Raw genomic sequence first — 23,310 nt, 5'->3', positions numbered from 1 at the left:
TCATTTTATAGATTAAGAGAAATTCCGAGTGTATAGGATTTGACAGGAGGATACGCTTCTCCATTAGGTGAGGCTAATTCTGGATCCCAAAGTTTGAACTTAGACCAAGTCACCAAATTACTTCCCACGAAATATAATCGAATATTTTCCATTCTCGCTTTACCAGCTATCCTTTTTGGCAAGCTATAGCCTAAATCTAACGTTTTAAAACGTATGTAACTACCATCCCTAAGCCAGAAATTTGATTCCCTAAAGTTGTTCGAGTTTGGGCCAAAGCTTAGGCGCGGATAGGAAGCGTCAGGATTTTCTGTAGAAGGATCTCCAGAAATATCGGCAGAAATCCAACGGTTATCTCCCATAACACCTTTCATAACTTGCCCCCACTCTCCTTCGCTAAATGCATGTACCGTTTTTCCATAAGTAGAAAAAGTGGATTTACCAGCTCCTTGAAAAAGCACACCAAGACTAAATCCTCGCCAAATGGCAGAAGCACCTATTCCGTAAATTAAGTTAGGGCGTCTGGTTGCTCCTATTGCTACGCGGTCACCGTCATTAACAATTCCATCACCATTTACATCTTTATATTTAAGATCTCCAGGTTGGTAATCTCCAAACATCTGCTTAGGACTGTTTCGAACATCATCATAATCTTTAAACAAACCTAAAGATACCAGTCCTCTTGACTGGTCTATGCGGTAGCCTTCTTGATTCTGATAGCCATAGACATTATTCTCTTCATCTCTTTCAACAATCTCGTTTTTACTATAGGTAATATTACCTCTTGCAGTCATGTTTACTTCTCCAACTTGCTTCGTGTAATTGAAACGTCCATCGAAACCACTTGTTTTTACGATTCCTACATTAGCTCTTGGCGTACTTTCCAATCCGACCATAGCAGGCAAAAAATCCCTTGCCATGTAAATCCCTGTACGTTTCTCGTTAAAGAAATCTAAATTTGCTGAAAAGCCTCTAGCTTCTATGTCAAAACCTAGGTTTTGTTTTGTTGCCACCTCCCAGGTTACATTGGTCGAGGCTACTTGTGAATAAATCATTCCTCCATAATACCTATCAGAGCCATAGTCAGCATATTGATAGCCTCCAGCAGGTATCTCTGAGATTGTATATAAATAAGGGAAACGTTCTCCACCGGCTAACTGATCGTTCCCTGCTTTACCATAAGAATATCTTATTTTAAGCACATTAATCCAATCTAAATGGTTTTTAATAAAACGCTCTTCAGCTATATTCCAAGCACCTGATATAGCAGGAAAAAATCCATATTGTTTCCCAGGAGCAAAGTTCTCTGAACCACTATAACCAAAATTGAAGTTAACAAAATAGCGGTTTTCCCAGTTATAAAGAATCCTTCCAGCCATGTTTTGATTTCTTCTGGCAATACCATTTTTGATATCAGTGCCAAGATTCACTGTCTGTACAAATTCATTACGCGTTAATCGTAAGGCTGCGCCAACAGTATGGCCGCCAAAACCACGGTCATAATTAAGCATCAAATCATAAAATTCGAGTCTATTACCGGATGAATAACTGGCCTGATTCAATTCAATTGGGTCAGAAATATGCGAAAAGACTAAATTCCCGTCTGCATCACGGCCTCGATCAGCTCGCCATTGTTCGGGCCATTTACGGCGTTGTATGTCGTTCGTATTTCCGATATCATAGCCAACTATTCCTCTCATATTAAGACCTTGCGTAATGAAGTTAAAATCCTGCTCAACAGTAAAGTTGGTTTGTACAGTATTTATCCAATTCTCATTATATCCCGTTTGGGTAGCCAAAACCCAAGGATTGGTCTGATTCCCTCCTCCAATTGCCGGCACATAACCATTTGAATAAAGAATAGGTGTACGAATGGGTGTGTAGCCAAATAGTGCGTTCCAAAAATCATTGTCACCAAGTCCTGGGCTGTTCCTTTTACTAAGGGAACCAGCAACACCTATTTTTGCAACTGTTGTTGTAGAGACATTAAAATCCGCATTGATGCGGTAGTTCCAGCGTTTGTAATTTGCATTGGTATTATAATCGTCTTTTAGCGATTTATCAACTGCGTACATACCGCCTTCGTCTATATAACTGCCCGAAACAAAATACCGGGAAGTTGGTCCACCACCACTCATATTTAAATTAGCACGATACGTCATGGCCCCATCTTTTAGTAGTTTGTCTTTCCAATTTACATTCGGATATAAATCGGGATCCAAACCTAAACGTAAAATTTCCAATTCTTCTGGCTTATAAATTGGTCCTTGGTTACGGGTAATACGCGATTCATTTAACAGATTAGCATAAGTTAAACCATCTTCAAAGTCAGGTGTAAAAGTTCTGGAATTGTAAATAAATTCATCTTTAAAATCTATTTTTATTTTGCCGTCACTTCCCCTTTTTGTGGTAATCAGTATCACGCCATTTGCTCCTCTGGAACCATACATAGCCGTTTCCGCACCATCTTTTAATACTGTAATTGTTTTAACATCTTCAATATTCACTTCATTTAAACTACGCTCGATATTATCTATCAAAACCAGAGGGCTGCTACCCCCACCGAAAGTAGATATCCCCCGAATCCAGAATTCAGAAATGTTCTTTCCTGGTTGGCCTGAATTTGCCATGCTCATGACTCCCGCTACATTTCCAGCTAAGGCATTTGACAAACTCGAGGTAGGATTGGATTTCAAATCATCTACATCCACAGTAGTAACCGCACCGGTTAGGGCCAATTTTTTCTGCTTTCCAAAGCCCACTATTACAACATCATCTAGTGTGGCAATATCCGCTTCTAATACAACGTCTATAGTAGTCTTATCTCCAACGGTGATATCAATCATTTTCATTCCAATATAAGAAAACCGTAAAACATTCCCTTTTTTTGCATCAATCAAATATTTTCCGTCAAAATCTGTTACTGTTGCTTTCTTCGTCCCAACTATTACTATACCTACTCCTGGCAATGGAAGTCCATCCACACCTCGAATAGAACCTGTAATTCCTGTTTGTAGGCCAGCGTTTATTGATCCTAAATTAATGAATTTTATATTCTCACCTAACCCCAATTTTGAATTGTTTGGAATTGCATTTGCTGGAGTACCGTATAATACTGGTATTAGTATAAATGCTAATAGTTTTATTTTTAAATTTCTTCTTAAAAAGTATAGAGATACCTCCCTAATCATTGTTTCTAATATTTCATTCATTATGATTTTTTAGCTTTAAATTATATAGATTTAGTTCATATTATTCACTAAAAATTGAAAATCTGTAACTGTTTTCTGTTTTTTAATAAATCATCTTAAAAAAAAATTTTCATTTCATCCCATATTAAGTTTTTTAGTTAGTAATTAATATTTTAGTGTTATTGTTTGTCCTAATGAAACTATTTAGATTAATTCAATAAAGATTTGACATAAGCCAAATACCTTATCTTCGCGAAGTTTCTTTCAGAAAGACTTTCTGTATATTTAACAAGAAGTAGCATTATAATGTAATATCCATTTTTATTTAAATAATAGCTACAGAAAACGATATATAGAATTCCACTGTATTTCATGGTAACTTATCTCCTATAAAAAAGGGTTTTAACTAATTACAGCAACTTTACTATACTTAATTTTTAATGACCTTAAAAAGATTATTGTGCTTCTTCACAAAAACAGTTTCTAAGAAAATTTTTTGTTTCATAATAATGGTTATTGTTAATGGTTCGTTAAAAGATATACAAATATACTAAAACGTTTTAGTAAAAAAAATTTAATTCCACATATCTCTGTTTTTTTTGTTTTTTTTATATAAATCATTATTTTGTTGTAAATAATTCACAAAATCGTTTTGTTAATACCAAAACATTAAACTATTAACATTATACAAAGCTTTCAGAAATTAAAAAAGAATACTGTTTTACAGAAAAAAAAGATAAAATGACTATAAAACTTTATTATAAACAGTTCAAAAAAATCTTAGTCCAAAATATTCAAAAAATTTACAATCTGATTTAAACCTAAAAAAGTGTGCAAAAAAACGTTTTAGAACACCTGATTTTGATTAAATGCCAGAATTGTTAATAATAAAATTTTGCAGTTTGGTTTTTAAATAATTGTTTGACCATAGATACTATTTTAAAAAAAAATGTAATTATTTGTTAGTGTTCAGTTATTCGAGTTTTCAATATAAAGAAATCGTCTTCTTCTGAAATCCATTCCTGATATCCTGCGTTGATTCTGTATTCAAATGAAGTTGCTTTATATGATTTTACCGATTTTAAAAGTTAAGGTTTAGTTTAAAATTCTTTGCTTTTTCGCATTATTTGTTATCCCTCCATTAGCTTTACCTGAACATTAAACTCTTTTAAATAAGCTCGATAATATGCTAGACTTACTTTTCCTGGTCATGTTAAAAGTTGATTTGTATGGAAAAGACACCTCTTCTGGTAGAGTCAAAAGCGGAATATGGCAAAGGTACCAATGCCCTTTATTGGCATGCGTAAAAACTAAAAAAAATTATCGTCAAAATAACCTGCACCAGAGCTATATTCTGTTATTGGGCTTAACTGTACAATTGCATTAAGAGCAGAAGAACCCTGAAAAACCAAACCTGCCCATATATGCATATTAGCTGGAGGGGTATATCCAATTATTTGGTGTCCAGAAAAGGTTGGATTCCAATAAAAGGATTTACTAAAGCTGTATATTTCCCATTGGCAAGGCTTTAGGCAAGTTATTGAGCTTCAGCAGTATAGCTAAAAAAAATGACGCTATAAGCCTTGTAAGAATAATATTCTTTTTAAATTTTATCATTTTATAAAAAATTAAAATCTATATTATTACTACAGCTCTAGTAATTTTGGATTTTTTTGATAAGTATCCCAAAGCAATTCTCCAAATAGAGTATTTGTCCATGCAAACCAAGATCTTGAGAAATTTTTAGGGTCATCTTTATGGAAAGACTCATGCATAAAACCAGTATCTGCATGCGATGCTTTAAGCATTCTAATACACTCTTTTATTTCGTTTTGATCCGAAGTTGTGTAGGCTCTCATAACGAGAGACATAGGCCAGATCATGTCCATCCCACAATGTGGCCCACCAATACCCTCGGCTGCTTTTCCTTTAAAGAAAAATGGATTATCCTCCGAAAAAATAAACTTCCGAGTATTTTGATAAATCGGGTCGTTTACATCGATAGCATCCAAATAAGGTAAACTAAGTAAACTCGGCACATTTGAATCATCCATAAGCAAGTGCCCTCCAAAACCATCCACTTCAAATGCAAAAATGTCACCATATTTAGGATGTTTAACCACGGCGTGTTCTTTAAGAGCTTTTGCAACTTCGTCCCCTAAAGCTCGCAGCTCATTTGCTGTCGTACTGTCTTTTTTTATTTTTTCAAGCATTTCTGCAGCCTGATTCATACTGGTTACAATAAAAAAGTTTGAAGGTACTAGGAATGAAAAAACGGTAGCATCATCACTTGGTCTAAAAGCAGAACAAACAAGACCTACAGGTTTAACTGGATAACCATATCCTTTTAACGGCCTTGTATCTGTAGCAAACTGTGTCGTTCTTTGAAACGTATATGGATTTTTACCATCTTTTTGCTGTTGATCTCTGAAAACCTTAAGTGTCGTTTTAATAACTTTCACCCAATTTTCGTCAAAAGGGGCAACATCTCCAGTATTTTTCCAGTAATTGTAGGCAAGTCTGATGGGATAACAAAGTGAATCTATTTCATATTTTCGCTCGTGAACTCCAGGTTTCATATCGGTATGATCCGTTGTCCACTCTCCTTTTTTGTTAGCGTCATTATAAAATGCATTCGCGTAAGGATCTTTCAGAATATATTCTGTTTGTCTATATATAACCCCTGCAATCAGGTTTTTCAATTTAAGATCTTTACTTGCAAAAGCCAGATACGGCCATACTTGTGCAGAACTGTCTCTTAACCACATAGCGTCAATATCACCCGTGATAACATACGTATCGGGTCTGCCATTTTTTTGAGAATAGGTTACGGTAGTATCAAGTGTGTTAGGAAAACAGTTATTAAACAACCACCCAAGTTCTTTATCTTTTATGTTTTTTTGAAATTCAGCGATTGTTTTTTCAATAAATTCACTTTCAAAATTCCTTTTATCTTTTGCCACCCTCACAATCGGAAAATCTCTGATTACCTTGGTGTTGGCAATTACTATCATAGGATCAATAAGCGCTAAACTACTAAATAGAACAGTGTTCTGGATAAATTTTCTTCTTTGCATTACTGTTATGTTTTAAATTGTTTGTTATCCAATTATTAATTAATGAATACAGAAATATTCTTTATAAATTCCTCTTTAGTTATTTGTTGCCGCTGATAGATTAAATTCAAGTGCTGTCGCATTCATTAATTCAGACTAGCTCAGTCATTTTTTTTTAATAGTTTTTTTCTATTAATTTTTTCTTTATAGTATATCGATTTTGATTACTATTCATTATATCAGAATTTGCTATTTTCAAGTTGAAAGGCTAGAATAAATCCTAATCGTTAAAGGTCAAATTATTAATAATTAAAAGCAAAAGTACTAAAACGTTTTAGTAAAATAAAAATTTTTTTATTAAATTCAAAATTTATATTAAATTAACAAATAAAGCATTATTTTAAAGCATTATTTTAAACATAACTCAATAAAACGATGTTAAAACACTCTAGAGTAGTAATAAAAATTTAATTAAAGCACGTTGGGAATTATATATAATAAAAAAATGCTACAGTTTTCGAATTGGAATAAAAAAAAATCTGATAATCAATTTAAAGATTGACAATCAGATTAGTAAAAATTAAAGATCGTAACTTTCTAAAATCACATCTTTTTACTTAATGAAGATTCACGAATAATTAGCTCAGTTTTCAGTATTATTTTATGGGGCTCTTCAATCATTCCATCCTCTTTCTTCAAAAGAGGTAATAACACTTCCATTAATGCAGTACTTATCTCTACTAAAGGCTGAGAAACAGATGTAATAGTAGGGCTGTAAATTTTGTACATATCATTATCATCAAAGGATACAATTCCAAGATTGTTTATCAAGGATGGGTTATTTTCCTTAAAGACTTCCAGTCCTATTTGTACCAAATAATTGGTCGCAAAAAATACAGCGTCTAAACTTGTTTCCTTATCAAAAAAATCCTTGATACGTTCTTTGCCTTTTCCTTTATAGACTTCATCATATGGAATTTCAAGTGTGATTGGTTTTAAGCCATTTTCATTTACGGCTTTTACATATCCAGAAAGACGACCTTGCATCTGAGTCTGTTCTTGCGCAATAGTAATAAAACCAATATTTTTAAATTGATTGTGGATCAAATGTAATGTTGCATCAAAAGTGGATTTTTCGTTATCTATGACGACACTACTACATTCTAATCCATCAAAAAACCTGTCTAATAACACAACAGGTATATTATCTTTCATTAAAGTCTCAATAGTGTCTTTTATACCTGGCGACGGCACAATAACAAACCCGTCAACTTGGCGAAAATTAAATAAACTAATGAGTTCATTAGATTTCGCATCATCATTTTCATTACTGCAAAAAATAACTTTATATCCTAAATCGTAGGCGATATCTTCAAAGATTCTAGCTATTTTTGAAAAAAAATTATTTGAAATATCTTCAACCATAAAAATCAAAATTTTTGATTTCCCAGTTCGAAGACTCTGTGCAATTTGATTAGGTCTGTAATTTATTAATTTTGCATAATCTAAAACCTTTTTTGTCGTTTCTTTCGAAATATGTTTTTCTTTTGCCTTGCCATTTAAAACAAAAGATACAGTAGTTACAGATATTTTTAATTCGTCTGCTATATTTCTAATAGAAACAGGTTTTTTATTCATTTGAGAACCATTTTTAATTTTAAATCATAAATTGTGGTTCAAATATAGTGAAATTAATATTGTAGTTTTTAATTTAGTGAATTACGCATGATTACAAAGATCCTTTTGCTTGGAGATAATGACATCATAGGAACAGTTCAAATAATATTAGCACTATTAAATTATAAAAAGGAAAACAAGTGCCAACATTACATATCGTTGAAAACATAAATATGATTTTAGATTATCTGACTTTTACACCTCAATAACATTTGATAAATCTATATTTCTATGCGTTCAAAAAAAAACATCTATTCCTCTCATAAAAGATATATTTTTTAGTAACTTTTCTCTTCAAAATAATCAGCTAACAATTTTAAATCTTCTAATAAAAGGTTCGTGTTTTATACCAAGGGTTCGTTCACCAAACAGATTAGATTCATGAAAACACATTTGGTTTGTTTTTATTTTAGTATAAATTATCAAGTCCTAATTTGCAAAATAACAAGTGACTTACCTCTAATAAATTACCAGTTTATTATGTTGTTTAGGCATTTGATCGCTCAAACACTTACTATATCCTTTTGATCTCCATAATTTTTTCCTCAAAAACCTCTTTATGATTTGACTTACTTTTTATTCTGGTTTTGTAAGAATATATTGTAGTAACAGAGAGTTCTAAAAAATCAGCAATTTGATTGGAATCTTGAATGCCTAATCTATGAAGCGCAAAAATTCGGAGTTCTGTATTCAAAATTTCTCCTTTTTTGATTATGGTTCTATTTTCTTCTGGAAAAAACATATTAAACTCGGATACAAAAGTGGGAAACAATTTTATGAAAATTTCGTCAAATTGACGAAAAAGTTTTTCTCTTTCTTCCCTTGGATTATATCTTTTTAGACTAGCAACAACTTCCTCTGTTTTCTTGGCTATTATTTTATGAAGCGTACTTTTTTGGATATGATCCATTTTATTAATAAGTTCAGATGTGGCTTTTATAAAATAAGTTATATACTCTTCTTTGATGATATTGGCCTCACCTAGGCATGTGTTCATTTCCTGCATTTGGCTGTAGGAGGTAGTCATTGCCTTTCTGGATCTATTTCTTTCTTTCAATTGTTTGAAAATAATTACAATAAAAAAAATAATTATAAGACTTAATACTGTAAGTAATAATACAATATTTTGCAACATATCATTTTTATCTTTTATTTTATTGAGTTGGGCTTTTTCGATAATAGGCAATATTGATGATATTTCAATTTTCCTATGTCTTGCATCATAAAAGGTAGCATCATCCATTGCTAAAATGATGTATTCATTGGCTTTGTCCAAATAGCCCAGTTTAAAGAGTTCATTTGCCAAATTACGCAATGCCACGGTTTCTTTGGTGGCATTTTTCACATCTGCTATCGCAGCAAGTATCAGATACTGAATTGCTTTTTCTGTATCTCCTCTTTCGGAATAAATATATCCCAGACTCGAAGTGGCAATTCCATAATATTCTGGAGGAAGTTTAAAATTATTTATCCAATAATTAAATGCAAATTCGGCTCCTTTCCAATCTTCTTGTTTCAATCGTTTTAGACTTTCGGTTGCCCAATATTTATTTGTGTTTTTTTTAATTAGACCTAATGCTTTTTCTAAATAAAGATTCCCTTTTTGAATATAATTAATATCATACCGATCATCTTTATTGTAGTCCGCTAAATCATAATAGGCTCGGGCATTAATCGAATAATAATCGAATTTGTTATCAATATCTAGTTTATCTGTATTAATAATCGCGAGAGTATCTATAGCTTCTTTGAATAAACCTGATGAAAGTAGGACAAAGCCTTCTTTGATGCGAACTTTTGATAACAATTGTGGGTCTTTTAAAATAATTGCTTTTTGTTTTGCTTTTTCTAAGTAATAATAAGCGGAGTCATATTTAAACGATTGGTATTCGTTAAACAACTGCAAATACGTTTTGCAAAGATTTATATTGTCTTGGCTTAAAGTAAATTTATTGACGTTTATTTTGAAGCTTTTTATTCTTGTATATTTCTGTTGAATGTAAAACTCTTTTTTTTCCAGAATTTTATCTAAATCCTTAAGGGTAGGATTTATTTCATTCGCGAAGAGAGCAATATTGGCAAGGAAAATAAAATAAATAAATATTCTACTCATGGGATGATTTTTTTGGGTTTGAACCTTTCTTTTCAACAAGAACAATTTGGTGGCATATAGCGATTAAAGATAAAGTTTTTAAAACACTATTCTTTATAATGCTATAACTTAAAAAACACAGTTAATTATTTGCTAAGGAACAACAACTTTTTTTATTATAAAATTAAATAATAATACTATTTATATGATATGAGAAAAAATAACGCCAAAAAAATTCAATATTATTATTATTTTGGGCTTTTTAACAGATTTAAATACTGTATTCTCTCTTGATTTTATATTTGCAAATACAAGTTTATCGTATTGATTATTAGATTTTTATACACATAATGACATTTATAAAACCTTGATTTTTTTCCTATCTTTTTTTTTACATTTCATTTTCTGTTAATTTCGTTTAATCCTTTTATGGGATATCTAAACTAATTAAAAAAACCAAATTTATGAAATGTAAAAGTATTTTTTTTTTAGCCATCATGAGTTTACTAGCCTTTGGCTGTAATGAAATTGATGATGGTAGCTATGCAGAACCAATCACACTTTATGAAAAAGTGAACGGAGATTGGAGTCTAATGAATTTGAAAATGGTTGATGAATTTGCAAAAACAAATAAAATCAAACCCGATGAGCAAAACTTGAGTACTCTATTTAATTATGCAGACTTTAAGATTAATTTTAGTGTTAATGAAAAAATGAATCCAACCAGTTACGAAGTTACCGGAAATGTTCCTCCATTATTTCCTCCAAAGGGCTTTTGGAAACTGAGTTCAGCTTTTCAACCAACGGATTCAAGCCCTTTGAAAATTTACTTGTATAATGATGAAGCCAAAACGAAATCAATTGGTGAATTTAGAGTAACATCGGTTCCAAACAGCAATGGAGAAATGGAGATCCAACTCGTTAGAATTTCTGGTGGAGCTGCATTTATCTCTTATGTATTCAAATTAAATACCATTAAATAACTAAATGATATGAAAAAAATTATATTTACCCTTTTAATGATATTTTTGCTGGCTCCAAATTTCATGCAGGCTCAACCTATAGAAGCTGGAGATATTAGTAGTATTAAATCCTACCCTGTTATTTATGCCTATAATGAACAGGTTACTTGGACTTTTGATCTTTCGGCTACCACATTTTCACCAGGAGAAGATCTTTACATCTGGATTTGGTCTCCATCCGAACCCGATGCAGGAAATTGGACGAACTCATCTGATTTTGCCAAATTAAAATATGAAGGAGACATGAGATGGAGTTTTACACTGACTCCTACCCTATATTTTTCGAAAACTCCTGCTGAAATAGCTGCTAGTGCAGGTTTTTGGTTCCGCCTTAAAGATAAAACAGGAACCAAACAATCTGGTGTAGGTAATGTTGCATACACCGATTTTTCTGCTTTCTATACCGCTAATCAAATGATCAAATCGTATCCAGAAAAACCACTTGTCGACCAGGGAGTAAGCATCCTATTCAATTCAAATTTAGTACCCGGATTTGTCGGTGTGCCAAGTGTGCATTTTCATAGTGGCATAAATAACTGGAATGTATTGCAAGAATATCAGGCTTGGCTTCCAGATATTTCAGCAAAAACGCAGTTGAAAGATTTAGGGAATGGTTTTTATAAAATGGATCTTATTCCATCACAATATTATGGAACACCTGCTGGATATGTAATGGAAAATATTGTTTTTCTAATGGTTGCAAAAGATTGGGCTGCAACATCGCCGGATCAAATTATCTATGCAGGTGAATTTGTTCCACCACCACCTCCAGAATTTTCCTATTTTCCTTTGCAAATCAGTCAAAAAGATTTCTTGGGTCTAATTAGAAAAAACAACGAACGCGGAATAAACAAACTTACGTATACAGTAACAGCTGGCACTAAAGTTATTACTGGAGTATTTTCAGGAAATACAGCGGAGATTAAAGGATTCATCAATCTTGTGTCTGAACTAAATGGAATTCCAAACTTAAAAGAAATCCATGTTGTAGTTAAAGACAATACCAATAGAACGATTTCGGATACTGTAATAACACTTAAAGTACTCGATTAATTATTCACTATAAACAAAAAATAAATTCTAATGAATAGTAAAAATAAAAAAACTGACCCGTTGCAAAATAGGTCTACCAAATTGGTCATTTTGATAACATTCATGCTTTTTCTTTCCATAGGAATGTATGCTCAAGAAAAAAAAGTGAAAGGTACCGTTTATGATAAAACTGGCGAAGCATTACCAGGTGTTTCAATACTTGAAATAGGCACTAAAAATTCTACTTTAACAGATTTCAGTGGAAAATTTGTTTTAGAAATGTCAAAAGAAGGTACAATTCAAATTTCTTATATGGGATACATAACACAAAGTATTCCTGTAAACGCTTCGACAGTACCATCTATTACCGTTTCTTTAAAGGATGATACATTCTTGTTGGAAGCAGTAGTAGTTTCTGTGGGTTATGGTACCGTAAAAAAATCAGATCTTACGGGGGCTATTACATCAATTTCTTCAAAAGATTTGGTAAAAGGGGTTATAACTTCTACCGAGCAAGCATTACAGGGAAAAGTTGCCGGTTTAGCAATTGTACAAGGTTCTGGTGATCCAAGTTCTGGCTCGACTATGCGCATTAGAGGAGGAACATCGTTAACAGCTAGCAATAATCCATTGGTGGTTGTTGATGGTGTTGCAGGAGTTGACATCAATGTGATACAACCTTCGGACATAAAATCGATTGATGTTTTAAAAGATGCTTCGGCAACTGCTATTTATGGTTCAAGAGGAGCTAATGGTGTAATCATAATTACAACAAAAGCAGGCACAAAAACAAGTACCGTTGTTTATAATGGTTTTACGGGCGTTGGTTTTACTACCAATCATGTTGATATGCTTTCGGCCAATCAATGGAGAGGATATGTACGTGATAATCAACTTACAAATGCCGTAGATTATGGAGCTACTACCAATTGGCAAAAAGAATTAGAGCAAACTGCTTATACTTCTTCACACACTTTGAGTCTATCTTCCAGTAATGAAATGAATGGAATAAGATCCTCTGTCTCTTATCTCGACAATGAAGGAGTTATAAAAGAATCTGGTTTGAAAAGACTAAGCGGTAATATTAGCGGCCATCAATATGCTTTAAATAAAGCCATCAAATTTGATACTGGTATATTCGCCACTTTCGATAAGTGGAATCCTATTGATTATAGAATTTTTCAACGTGCTTATAATTTAAATCCTACCATTCCGGTTTATAATCAAAATGGAGAATTTACTTCAATAGGAGGGACAATTTATGAAAATCCAGTTGAAATATTAACAAATAGAACTGCTAATAACAAAAGAACAAGGCTTTTAGGATATTTTAAAACTGAAGCTAACTTTCTTACTGATTTCAATGCAGTCCTTAATGTATCATCGGAATATAATGGAACGCAAACCAATACCTACAAACCTACGTATGCCGTTATGGAAGGCACAACTCAAGTTGGGTATGCACAAAAAACATACGGAGAATATATCACCTCACAAGCTGAAGCTTATTTAAACTATACTAAAGTTTTGGGCAAAAACAACATTGGCGTTATGGGTGGATATTCGTATTTGGAAAACACTTATGAAGGTTTTGGTGCGCAAAGACAAGGTTTTGTAACCGATTTATTTGGCTACAATAATTTGGGTGCAGGTTCTGATTATCAATTAGGAGATGTGTATTCGTACAAAGGAAAATCAAACTTGATTTCTCTTTTTGCCAGAGCAAATTATTCCTATGACAGCAGATACATGATTACAGGTACAATACGAAGAGATGGTTCCAGCCGTTTTGGCGAAAACAATAAATGGGGAGTTTTTCCATCTGCGGCAGTAGCTTGGAATATTACCAATGAACCATTTATGAAATCAACCGAAAAATGGTTGTCAAATTTAAAATTTAGAGTTAGTTATGGGGTTACAGGAAATCAAGATGGAATTGGTGAATACAAATCATTGTCACTTCTTGGTGTAGGAAATGATAGTTATTATGACCCAGTTACCGATAGCTGGAGTTTGGCCTATTCTCCAAAGCAAAATGCAAACCCTGATTTAAAATGGGAATCAACTGCACAAACCAATATTGGTGTCGATTTTAGTCTTTTCAAAAGACTAACAGGTTCTATCGATGTGTATTCTAAACTTACAAGTGATTTATTGTACACTTATGAAGTGCCACAGCCTCCTTATTTGGTTGGAACAATGCTCGCAAATGTTGGAGAATTGTCTAATAAAGGGTATGAAATTGCCTTGAATGCTAGTATTGTAGATACTAAGGATTTTACAATAGATGCCAATCTTACATTTTCTCAAAACAAACAAAAAATTGAAAAGTTATCGAATGCTAATTATGAAACTGATATAATCCTTTCTGGCTCATTACATGGACTTCCTGGTATGTCAGGTCAATATTCTCAAATCATAGCCGAAGGGTATCCAGTAGGTACGTTTTGGGGTTACGAATCCTCAGGTTTAGATGAAAATGGCGAATTTATCCTTGCCGATGAAAAATCAGCTTTAGGAGATATTCAACCTGATTTTAATCTTGGTCTTGGTGTGAACATGACCTATAAAAACTTTGATTTTCAAGCTTCTGGTTATGGAATGTTTGGACAAAAAGTATTAAATGCAACCAACATGATTCTTTACGATCCTTTGAGAATGCCATCAAATAATGTACCTGATGATTTCTTGAACAGCGGCATTGAATCTCCTCCTACTTATTCTAGTCATTGGATAGAAGATGCTTCTTTTTTCAGAGTTCAAAATCTTACCTTAGGGTACACAGTTCCCATGAAAAACAAAGACACTAGTTTAAGATTATTCGTAATTGGTCAAAACCTTTTTGTTTTTACAAAATACTCCGGAGTAGATCCAGAAATAGGTTTGAATGCATATGATGGGCAAGATCAAACGGGATTAGCGAGTCCTGGAATTGATAAATTTAATAATTATCCAAGACCAACTACGGTTTCGTTAGGGCTATTTTTTACATTAAAAAACTAAGTGATTACTAACCATAAAATAAAAAAAATGAAAGTCAAAATAACAGGAGGTTTACTCTTAATCATACTTTTAACTTTTTCATGTTCCGATCTAAGTGAGCAAGTCTATAATCAAGTCCCAGACGGAAATTTCGGTAATACCGAAAAAGAAATAAATGCCCTCGTTGGTGGTGCCTACTCTTCATTAAGAGGATTTAGCGATCCCATTTCAAATTCATTTCCAACCAGTGAATATGTATTCTTTTTGAACGAAATTACTTCCGATGAAGCTACCATTCCCACCAGAGGTTCAAACTGGTATGATGGAGGACAATATCAAGATGCACATAAACATGTCATAAAACCAAGAAATGGAATGGTATTATCTGCATGGCGTTATTGTTATACAGGAATTGCTAAAGTAAATTCCATTATTTATCAAATAGATAAATCAAACTTAAGTGAAGCATCAAAAAAACCAATCTATGCAGAGCTAAAATCAATAAGAGCCTACTATTACTATTTGCTTTTGGATATGTTTGGTAATGTGCCAATTGTTACTAGTTTTGATGACCTTAGTTTGCCTACTAATTCTACACGCAAACAAGTGTATGATTTTGTAGAAAAAGAATTAGTGGAGGCTTTACCTTACTTGTCAACAAACATTGTGTATTCAAAACTCACCAAAAATGTGGCCTATTCTTTACTGGCTAGATTATACTTGAATTCCGAAGCCTTTGTTGGTATAGCACGTTGGCAGGATTGTATCTATATGTGTCAAAAAATATCTGGTTATTCATTAACGCAAGATTATTTCGCCAATTTTGCTATAAAAAATCAAACTTCTAGTGAAATCATTTTTGCTATTCCTTATGATTCAAAAGCAGGGACATTAGGAAACTATATGTCATCTATGTCTGCTCATTATTTACACAAATTTACGCTTTCGGCTACTGGAGATTATCCTTGGAGTGCCAATGGTATGAGTGCCCAACCTGGCGTTTACTCTTCTTTCTCAGATACTGACAAAAGAAGAGGTACAATGTTGGTAGGTGATCAAATTAATTTGGCCACAGGTTCTGTAATCATAATGGATAGCGGTGAACCTCTTACTTACACTGAAAACATTACAAGTTTAGCAGATGCTAAAGAAAATGAGGGAATACGATTAAACAAATATGAAGCCAAAGCAGGTGACCAATGGGAACGTGATAACGACTTCGTTTTAATTCGTTATGCCGAAATTTTGATGATGCAGGCAGAATGTTATGTGCGTATGGGCTCACCTGATTTAGCAACACCATTTGTGCAACAAGTCACTTCACGTGCAGGAACAGCAATGCCAGCAACAATCAATCTTGATTTTATTGATAAAGAGTTACTTCGTGAATTTATTTTTGAAGGACGAAGAAGAACCGATAATATCCGATTTGGCACTTATTTCCTACCAAGGTGGGAAAAAGGAGCGGATGCCAGCCATAATACACGCCTTTTTCCAATACCAACTTCGGTATTAGTTACCAATAAAAACTTAGAGCAAAATCCTGGATACCCAGACAACTAAGTGATTCAGTGTCAGCCTTCCTTGTTGGTTAGTCTCGGAAGGCTGACATATTTTAACACTAAAAAACAAACAAATGAAAAAGTTTATGACAGTATTTATAGCTATGATCTACATGGTGCTCTTAACAAATTGTAGTAACGACGGAAAAAAACCAGATACTCTAGTAACTGAAAATTTGGCGCCTGTAGCAGTTGAAAAAACCAATAAAACCAAAATCTATATGCATTATATGACTTGGTTTGAAACCAATGAAAGTAGTCCTGATCACAAATGGGGATACCATTGGACTATGGCCAACAAAAATCCAAATACGATTAATGCAAATGGCCAAAGAGATATAGCCTCTCATTACTATCCTCTCATCGGACCTTATCATTCTGGTGACAAAGAGGTCATAGAAAATCATTTGTTATTGATGAAATATGCGGGAATTGATGGTCTTTTAATCGATTGGTACGGTACTTACAATGTAAATGACTATGCGATGATAAAGGAAAATACGGAACAACTCATTGCCATGCTGGACAAAGTAGGACTCGAATATGCAATTGTTTATGAAGATCGCTTTTTGGGCAATATTGTTCAGGCAGGATTAGCTCCAACAACTGTAAGTGCAGCAAAAACAGATTTTAGTTATTTGCAAAGCAACTATTTTAAAGATGCCAATTATATAAAAATAAACGACAAGCCACTTTTGTTGAATTTTGGACCAATTACGTTAACAACTCCTGCCGAATGGACAAGTGCATTGAGTAATCTTAGTCCAAAACCAACCTTTTTAACCCTGTGGAACGAGTCAGCGGATGCAGGTGTCAATGCTTCTGGAGAATATGCTTGGGTTTATAAAAACAGCACATATCTAACTGATTTTTACAAAAATAATCTTCCAAAACTCTCTGTTGCTATGGGAAGTGCTTATCCTGGATTCAATGATTATTATGCACAAGGCGGTGGCGGTACAAGTATTGGATGGACCATTGATCACAAAAATGGCGCTACTCTTGACGAAACGCTTGCATTGAGCAAAACAGCCAATGTTAATTATTTGCAACTCATTACTTGGAACGATTTTGGAGAAGGAACTATGTTTGAACCTACAAAAGAATTTGGATACAGCTATATTGAGAAAGTAAAAGCTTTTGCTGGAGTTCAAAAAACAGGCTCAGTATTTGCAGAGATTAGCAAGCTTTACAATCTAAGAAAAGAGAAGAAAGGCGATGCTGCAATTCAAAAAAAATTGGATACTGTTTTCGGTTATTTTGTTTCCATGCAACCTGAAAAAGCAGTACAACTATTAAAAGAAATATAATAATAAATCTTATTTTCTTATATGATTAGCTTTTAAAAGATATTAAATCAAGTCCCTCCTTTTATACACAATTCCAGATTGAAAAAGAACTAAATTGAGGCAATTTTCACCCACATGTTGTTACTGTAAAGCCACGAAGGCATCAAAGATTTAATTCATAAATTCTTGTTTAAATTAATTGTACGGTTTGTTTAAATTTTTAATACTTCGAAACTATTTGCCTTTGTGCGTCTTTGCTTTACTATTTTAATTCAAAAAACAAAAAAATAATTTTTAAATAATGAGAAACCATCTTCATGCAATATTTTTATTTATTTGCATTGTTCCCTTTTTGGCACAAGCGCAAGAAATAAATTCACCCAATAAAAATCTCGTCCTTAAATTTGAGCTTGCCGCAAATGGCGTGCCGTCTTACCAATTATACTATAAAGGAAAATACGTAATAAAGCCTAGCACTTTAGGATTGGAGATAAAAGACGCTCCTTCGTTTATGGATGGTTTTTCAATTACTAATTCTGAACAAAAATCGGTGGATGAGTTCTGGAATCCAGTTATGGGTGAAGAAAAAACCATTCGCAACAATTACAACGAGTTGGTAGTTACCTTGGCGCAGGCTAAAAACAAGAACCGTTACATCCGTATTCGCTTTCGTCTGTTCAACGACGGATTGGGTTTTCGATATGAATTCCCAAAACAGGATGATTTAAAATATTTTGTCATCAAAGAAGAACACACCGAATTCCAATTGGCAGGCAACCACAAAATATTTTGGATTCCGGGAGATTATGATACCAATGAATATGCCTACACCACTTCAAAAATCTCCGAGATTCCGTCTCGGATGAAAAAAGCAACAGTTGTCATCAATGCACAACAACCCATCAAAGAAATAGCAGTGCAAACCCCGTCAATGATGAAATCCAATGATGGATTGTACATCAACATTCACGAAGCGGCTTTGATTAATTATCCCGCAATGTCTTTACAAGTTGATGCTGCAACTTTAAAAATGACCAGTCATCTTACTCCAGATGCACTGGGTAACAAAGGCTATATGCAAACCGATACCCAAACACCTTGGAGAACTATTGTCGTGAGCGATAAAGCAACTGAAATTCTGGCTTCCAAATTAATTCTAAACCTCAACGAACCTTCAGCCTACAAAGATGTTTCTTGGATAAAACCTGTGAAATATATTGGGATTTGGTGGGAATATTTCGTGGCTGGTAAAAGCACTTGGGCTTACGGAAAAGAAAATAATGTAAAACTTTCTGATGATTTCACTAAGTTAACTCCAAATGGAAGACACGGGGCAACCACAGAGCATGCCAAAAAATATATTGATTTTGCTTCTGCAAATGGTTTTGACGCTATCCTTATTGAAGGTTGGAACGTTGGTTGGGAAGACTGGGTAGGCAACTGGAAAGAAGAAGTTTTTGATTTTGTTACTGCCTATCCTGATTTTGACGTCAAAGCTGTTCATGAATATGCTGCCGCAAAAAAAGTAAAAATCATCATGCACCACGAAACTTCGGGAGCAGCCACGAATTACGAACGCCGTTTGGATCGTGCTTTTGAGTTTATGAATGCCAATGGATATGATGCAGTAAAAACAGGTTACGTGGGACAGATTATTCCACGTGGTGAGCATCATGATGGGCAATGGATGGTCAACCATTACATACACGTAGCCGAACGCGCTGCCGATTATAAAATTATGGTTGATAGCCACGAAGCCGTTCGTCCGACTGGTTTAAATCGTACCTATCCTAACTGGATTGCTCAGGAATCTGCTAGAGGAAATGAGTTTGAAGCTATGGCTGGATTGAATCCTGATCATACGACAATTTTGCCATTTACTCGTTTGATGGGTGGACCAATGGATTTTACCCCAGGTATTTTCCAGACGGATCTTACCTATTACAAAACTGGTGGGAATCAACGAGTGAATACTACTTTGATAAAACAATTAGCATATTATGTAACGATGTACAGTCCGCTGCAAATGGCGGCAGACATTCCTGATAATTACAATCGTTTTCCAGATGCTTTTCAGTTCATTAAAGACGTGGCTGTAGACTGGGATAATAGTTACATCTTGGAAGCTGAACCTGGTGATTACATTACCATTGCACGTAAAGCCAAAGAAAAAGTTGCTTGGTTTGTGGGTGGAATTACCGATGAAAATGGAAGAACGGCAACTATCGCTTTTGATTTTTTGCCTACTGGCAAAAAATACATCGCCACAATTTATGCCGATGCTAAAGATGCCAGTTGGAACGTAAAACCACAGAACTATACTGTTTCTAAAGTTATCGTAACTTCAAAAAGTATATTAAAACAATATCTTGCTCCTGGAGGAGGTGTTGCAATTAGCATCAAAGAAGCAACCGATTCAAAAATGAAAGGTTTGAAGAAAATATAAATTAAACAGCATCGTTTTGTAAATTTGAGATACTTTCCCCCGCGGTTGGATTTATTATGCATGTTTTTATGAGTGCAGACCATCATTTACAACGTTGATTCTTGAAATCTACGTTTCCAATAAAGTAATATTCTGCACTCATAAAAATAAATTTAACGATAGAGTATGGATCTAAAAAGAACATTTTTGGATTAGTCCTAAAAGGAAAATTCGGATTAAGAAGAAAGAAAGAAAGAAAGAAAGAAAGAAAATTAAGCTCCAGTTTCAAGAAAGTAAAGTTCAGGCCTCCAGTTTTTATAAAAAAACTCCACATCGCAATTTCATAACAACTTCTGATTTTATATTCAGGCCAGTGGCAAAGGATATTTGGAGTAGTATTTTCTTTAAAAAAAACTTGACTTTCTTGAAACCTCCAATGATAAGATGACTTTCTTTTTTTCCTTTTTTGTCTTTTGAAAAAATTTTATTAATATGATGGTCAACTATGAGCAAAATTTTAAAACAATAAACTTATTTTTATCTATATCTACACAAAGAATCTGACTTTTTTTATTTTAAAAAAACTAGTTGTTTAGTTTTATATTTAATTAGTAGCTCATTTTAAACAATATAAGTGGACTATTTATCTTCAAAGAACTTATTAAAATTGACCATTTCTTCAAATCATAACTCAAAAACATCAATTCATAAAAAGAAAAAAAAACTATATTCTGATCAAATTATGAAGTGGATTTAAAAAATAAAATCCCTTAATTTTATTTAAATTTGAGAATTTAAAAAGACTTTTTATACCAGATTCCACATAGCCAATTCCTTAAAAACATTCACGAAATGGTTTGTAAATTGTCTCGTCATGGTCAAAAAAATAAAATACTTACTAATAGCAGTTTATTGTGTTTTATTACTGTTTGATTTGGTCTTTTATTTAAACAATATCACGTATTTTTCTTTGTTATCGTATCCAAATCAAAATAGCACTAAAAACTCCTGCAATAGGCAAACCACTGAAATCCTGTACGATATTCGTCAATACAATGTCAACCATAATTGAGAAATTTATCAAAGCGCTCAATGCTCTTGTCTTTGGGATGATGATTAATAAACCACCCAAAACTTCATAAGTTTCAATGTAAATTAACCATTTTAAATCTTATTCCAAATATTCATTTTTGCCTAAACTTATCTCCTAACTCCGATAAAAAACACTATTGTTTCACTAATATTTTTCATCCCCTAAACACTTTAAATCGTTTAGAGTTTTTGCTTTTATAACACTTCTATTAAAAGTATCTCTCCAACCCAAATCCGTGAATATTACAACTCCTTTTTAAAATTATATAATGCTTTCTGAAACGTACCAGACTACTTTTGAATAACTTATAGATTATTTTTTATGCCTCTTAATCGACGTTTAAAAAATAATTAAAACAAAAAGCCATGACTCTAAAAAAAATCTTGGGAACGCATTTAAAAACTATTCTTAAAGCGCAGTATTATTTTCAAATAACGATTCAATATACGGCTAGTCAAATAGTGGTGTATTTATAAATTGATGACCATACTTTTTATAAAAAAAATCATTTAATAGTATTCTTTCTGATTTGACAAGTTGACAAAATGGCATCAAGAACATAGGGGTTTTTCAACTTTCCGTCTATGGCCAACGAAAAGGTACACGAGCTTGATACCCATTAATCAGAAGAAGCTGTTTAAGTCAAATAAAACTCGGTCGATAATAAAAATTAGTGATTTTTAATATTCTTAAAAAACTTTAAATAAAATTATGGAGATACAAACTTTCAAAAATCACATTCGCTATTATACGCCGCATCATTTTGTATATTATCCTATCATACTGACTTTCATAGTCTTTAGTATTTATTTTGCATTCGCCACCGAAGACAAATTGATTTGGGCATTTATCAGTGCTCTTTTTATTGCAATGTTTTGTTTGGCTTATATGCTGCGCCAACATTATGCGTTGACTTTGCAAAACCGTATCGTTCGGTTAGAACTTAGGTACCGCTATTTTGCCCTAACTTGGAAAAGATTCGAGGTTATTGAAAAGCAATTAAAGGAAGACCAATTATTTGCCTTACGATTCGCTCCCGATGAAGAACTTAAGGAACTTATTGAAAAAACTATGCAGGAAAATCTTTCCGGAACCCAAATAAAAAAAGCAATTGTACATTGGAAAGGCGATTACGAAAGGGTTTGAAAAAATAATTGTCATTACCTCCTTAAATTTTGTTTCTTTGTCGCTGCATCTTTAAAACCCATAAATGTCAGATTATTTCCTTGACGTCGAATACAACAAACTCACTTATGGTGAAAAAGAAGTCAATTTAAAGGAATTTGAATGCTGTACTTTTAACGGTTGTGATTTCACGAAATGCAATTTTATTGGAGTCATTTTTATCGATTGTACCTTCAACGATTGTCTTTTTAGCGGAGCCAAAATCAATCACGTTGCCCTGAGAAGTGTGTTTTTTAACCGTTGCAAAATAGAGGATGTCAATTTTTCGATGTGCGACAAACTCATCTTTGAAGTTCATTTCAAGGAATGTGTCTTGGATTTTTCTAAATTTTATACCCTGAAAATAAAAGCAACTTCTTTTGTCGATTGCAGTATGGTTGCCGTCGATTTTATGAGCGCCGATTTAACCGAAGTAGTTTTCGACAACTGTGATTTATACCGCTCTGAATTTGGCAAAGCCAATGCGAATAAGGCTAATTTTAAAACCAGTTACAATTACTCCATTGACCCTACAAAAACTAAGATTAAGAAAGCCCTGTTTTCTCTAGCGGAAATCAAAGGTTTGCTTTTTAAACACGATATTGTTGTGACTTAAAAATAATTCCATTGGACACTTAATTATTTCTACTTAAGTAATTTATGTTTATTTTTAGATCCAATACTAAAATAATTTAGTACTTTTATTAGTCTAAAATTACTTTCCCAAA

General features: G+C 33.2%; 12 protein-coding genes. 8 read left to right on the top strand and 4 right to left on the bottom strand.

Annotation, left to right across the window (positions count from 1 at the left end; genetic code table 11):
* Positions 1 to 5 precede the first annotated feature (5 nt).
* The 4 genes from FNW17_RS07210 to FNW17_RS07195 form a co-directional block, all read right to left on the bottom strand.
* Positions 6 to 3,209 carry a SusC/RagA family TonB-linked outer membrane protein gene (locus tag FNW17_RS07210; RefSeq protein WP_144071286.1) on the bottom strand — a complete coding sequence of 1,068 codons (3,204 nt, stop codon included), beginning with the start codon at positions 3,207 to 3,209 and terminating at the stop codon, positions 6 to 8.
* 1,625 nt (positions 3,210 to 4,834) lie between these two features.
* Positions 4,835 to 6,265 (bottom strand): glycoside hydrolase family 125 protein, encoded by a 1,431-nt coding sequence (locus FNW17_RS07205; protein WP_143390242.1) that lies wholly within the window; start codon positions 6,263 to 6,265, stop codon positions 4,835 to 4,837.
* A 582-nt stretch (positions 6,266 to 6,847) separates the two neighbouring features.
* Positions 6,848 to 7,882, bottom strand: a complete 1,035-nt coding sequence (locus tag FNW17_RS07200) for a LacI family DNA-binding transcriptional regulator (RefSeq protein ID WP_143390243.1) — start codon at positions 7,880 to 7,882, stop codon at positions 6,848 to 6,850.
* 553 nt (positions 7,883 to 8,435) lie between these two features.
* A complete protein-coding gene (locus tag FNW17_RS07195; protein WP_144071285.1) occupies positions 8,436 to 10,034 on the bottom strand; it encodes a DUF6377 domain-containing protein in 1,599 nt (532 codons plus the stop codon).
* Between the two features lie 443 nt (positions 10,035 to 10,477).
* On the opposite strand from FNW17_RS07195, the gene FNW17_RS07190 reads away from it, so the two are divergent.
* The 8 genes from FNW17_RS07190 to FNW17_RS07155 all read left to right on the top strand — a co-directional run bounded on the left by FNW17_RS07190 (position 10,478) and on the right by FNW17_RS07155 (position 23,198).
* The gene (locus tag FNW17_RS07190) at positions 10,478 to 10,996 is read left to right on the top strand and encodes a DUF5004 domain-containing protein (RefSeq protein ID WP_144071284.1); all 519 of its coding nucleotides are present in this window, start codon (positions 10,478 to 10,480) and stop codon (positions 10,994 to 10,996) included.
* Between the two features lie 9 nt (positions 10,997 to 11,005).
* Complete coding sequence (locus tag FNW17_RS07185) at positions 11,006 to 12,088, top strand: hypothetical protein (RefSeq protein WP_144071283.1); 1,083 nt, start codon at positions 11,006 to 11,008, stop codon at positions 12,086 to 12,088.
* Positions 12,089 to 12,118: 30 nt separating this feature from the next.
* On the top strand, positions 12,119 to 15,070 hold the full coding sequence (locus FNW17_RS07180; protein ID WP_144071282.1) for a SusC/RagA family TonB-linked outer membrane protein: 2,952 nt from the start codon (positions 12,119 to 12,121) through the stop codon (positions 15,068 to 15,070).
* Positions 15,071 to 15,097: 27 nt separating this feature from the next.
* Positions 15,098 to 16,612, top strand: coding sequence for a RagB/SusD family nutrient uptake outer membrane protein (locus FNW17_RS07175; protein WP_144071281.1), 1,515 nt, complete (start codon positions 15,098 to 15,100; stop codon positions 16,610 to 16,612).
* Positions 16,613 to 16,685: 73 nt separating this feature from the next.
* On the top strand, positions 16,686 to 17,921 hold the full coding sequence (locus tag FNW17_RS07170) for a glycoside hydrolase family 71/99-like protein (RefSeq protein ID WP_144071280.1): 1,236 nt from the start codon (positions 16,686 to 16,688) through the stop codon (positions 17,919 to 17,921).
* A 280-nt stretch (positions 17,922 to 18,201) separates the two neighbouring features.
* Positions 18,202 to 20,346 (top strand): glycoside hydrolase family 97 protein, encoded by a 2,145-nt coding sequence (locus tag FNW17_RS07165; protein ID WP_144071279.1) that lies wholly within the window; start codon positions 18,202 to 18,204, stop codon positions 20,344 to 20,346.
* A 1,783-nt stretch (positions 20,347 to 22,129) separates the two neighbouring features.
* Complete coding sequence (locus tag FNW17_RS07160) at positions 22,130 to 22,564, top strand: DUF6526 family protein (protein ID WP_144071278.1); 435 nt, start codon at positions 22,130 to 22,132, stop codon at positions 22,562 to 22,564.
* Between the two features lie 64 nt (positions 22,565 to 22,628).
* On the top strand, positions 22,629 to 23,198 hold the full coding sequence (locus FNW17_RS07155) for a pentapeptide repeat-containing protein (protein ID WP_144071277.1): 570 nt from the start codon (positions 22,629 to 22,631) through the stop codon (positions 23,196 to 23,198).
* Positions 23,199 to 23,310: the final 112 nt, after the last annotated feature.

Source organism: Flavobacterium franklandianum, assembly GCF_007097365.1.
Taxonomy (GTDB): domain Bacteria; phylum Bacteroidota; class Bacteroidia; order Flavobacteriales; family Flavobacteriaceae; genus Flavobacterium; species Flavobacterium franklandianum.
Note: the sequence above shows the minus strand (reverse complement) of the source record. Positions and strands in the feature narration are given on the sequence as shown.

Coding starts and splice junctions, on each gene's coding strand:
- FNW17_RS07190 (WP_144071284.1), top strand. CDS start 10,478: ATGAAATGTAAAAGTATTTTTTTTTTAGCCATCATGAGTTTACTAGCC.
- FNW17_RS07185 (WP_144071283.1), top strand. CDS start 11,006: ATGAAAAAAATTATATTTACCCTTTTAATGATATTTTTGCTGGCTCCA.
- FNW17_RS07170 (WP_144071280.1), top strand. CDS start 16,686: ATGAAAAAGTTTATGACAGTATTTATAGCTATGATCTACATGGTGCTC.
- FNW17_RS07210 (WP_144071286.1), bottom strand. CDS start 3,209: ATGAATGAAATATTAGAAACAATGATTAGGGAGGTATCTCTATACTTT.
- FNW17_RS07160 (WP_144071278.1), top strand. CDS start 22,130: ATGGAGATACAAACTTTCAAAAATCACATTCGCTATTATACGCCGCAT.
- FNW17_RS07180 (WP_144071282.1), top strand. CDS start 12,119: ATGAATAGTAAAAATAAAAAAACTGACCCGTTGCAAAATAGGTCTACC.
- FNW17_RS07155 (WP_144071277.1), top strand. CDS start 22,629: ATGTCAGATTATTTCCTTGACGTCGAATACAACAAACTCACTTATGGT.
- FNW17_RS07195 (WP_144071285.1), bottom strand. CDS start 10,034: ATGAGTAGAATATTTATTTATTTTATTTTCCTTGCCAATATTGCTCTC.
- FNW17_RS07200 (WP_143390243.1), bottom strand. CDS start 7,882: ATGAATAAAAAACCTGTTTCTATTAGAAATATAGCAGACGAATTAAAA.
- FNW17_RS07205 (WP_143390242.1), bottom strand. CDS start 6,265: ATGCAAAGAAGAAAATTTATCCAGAACACTGTTCTATTTAGTAGTTTA.
- FNW17_RS07165 (WP_144071279.1), top strand. CDS start 18,202: ATGAGAAACCATCTTCATGCAATATTTTTATTTATTTGCATTGTTCCC.
- FNW17_RS07175 (WP_144071281.1), top strand. CDS start 15,098: ATGAAAGTCAAAATAACAGGAGGTTTACTCTTAATCATACTTTTAACT.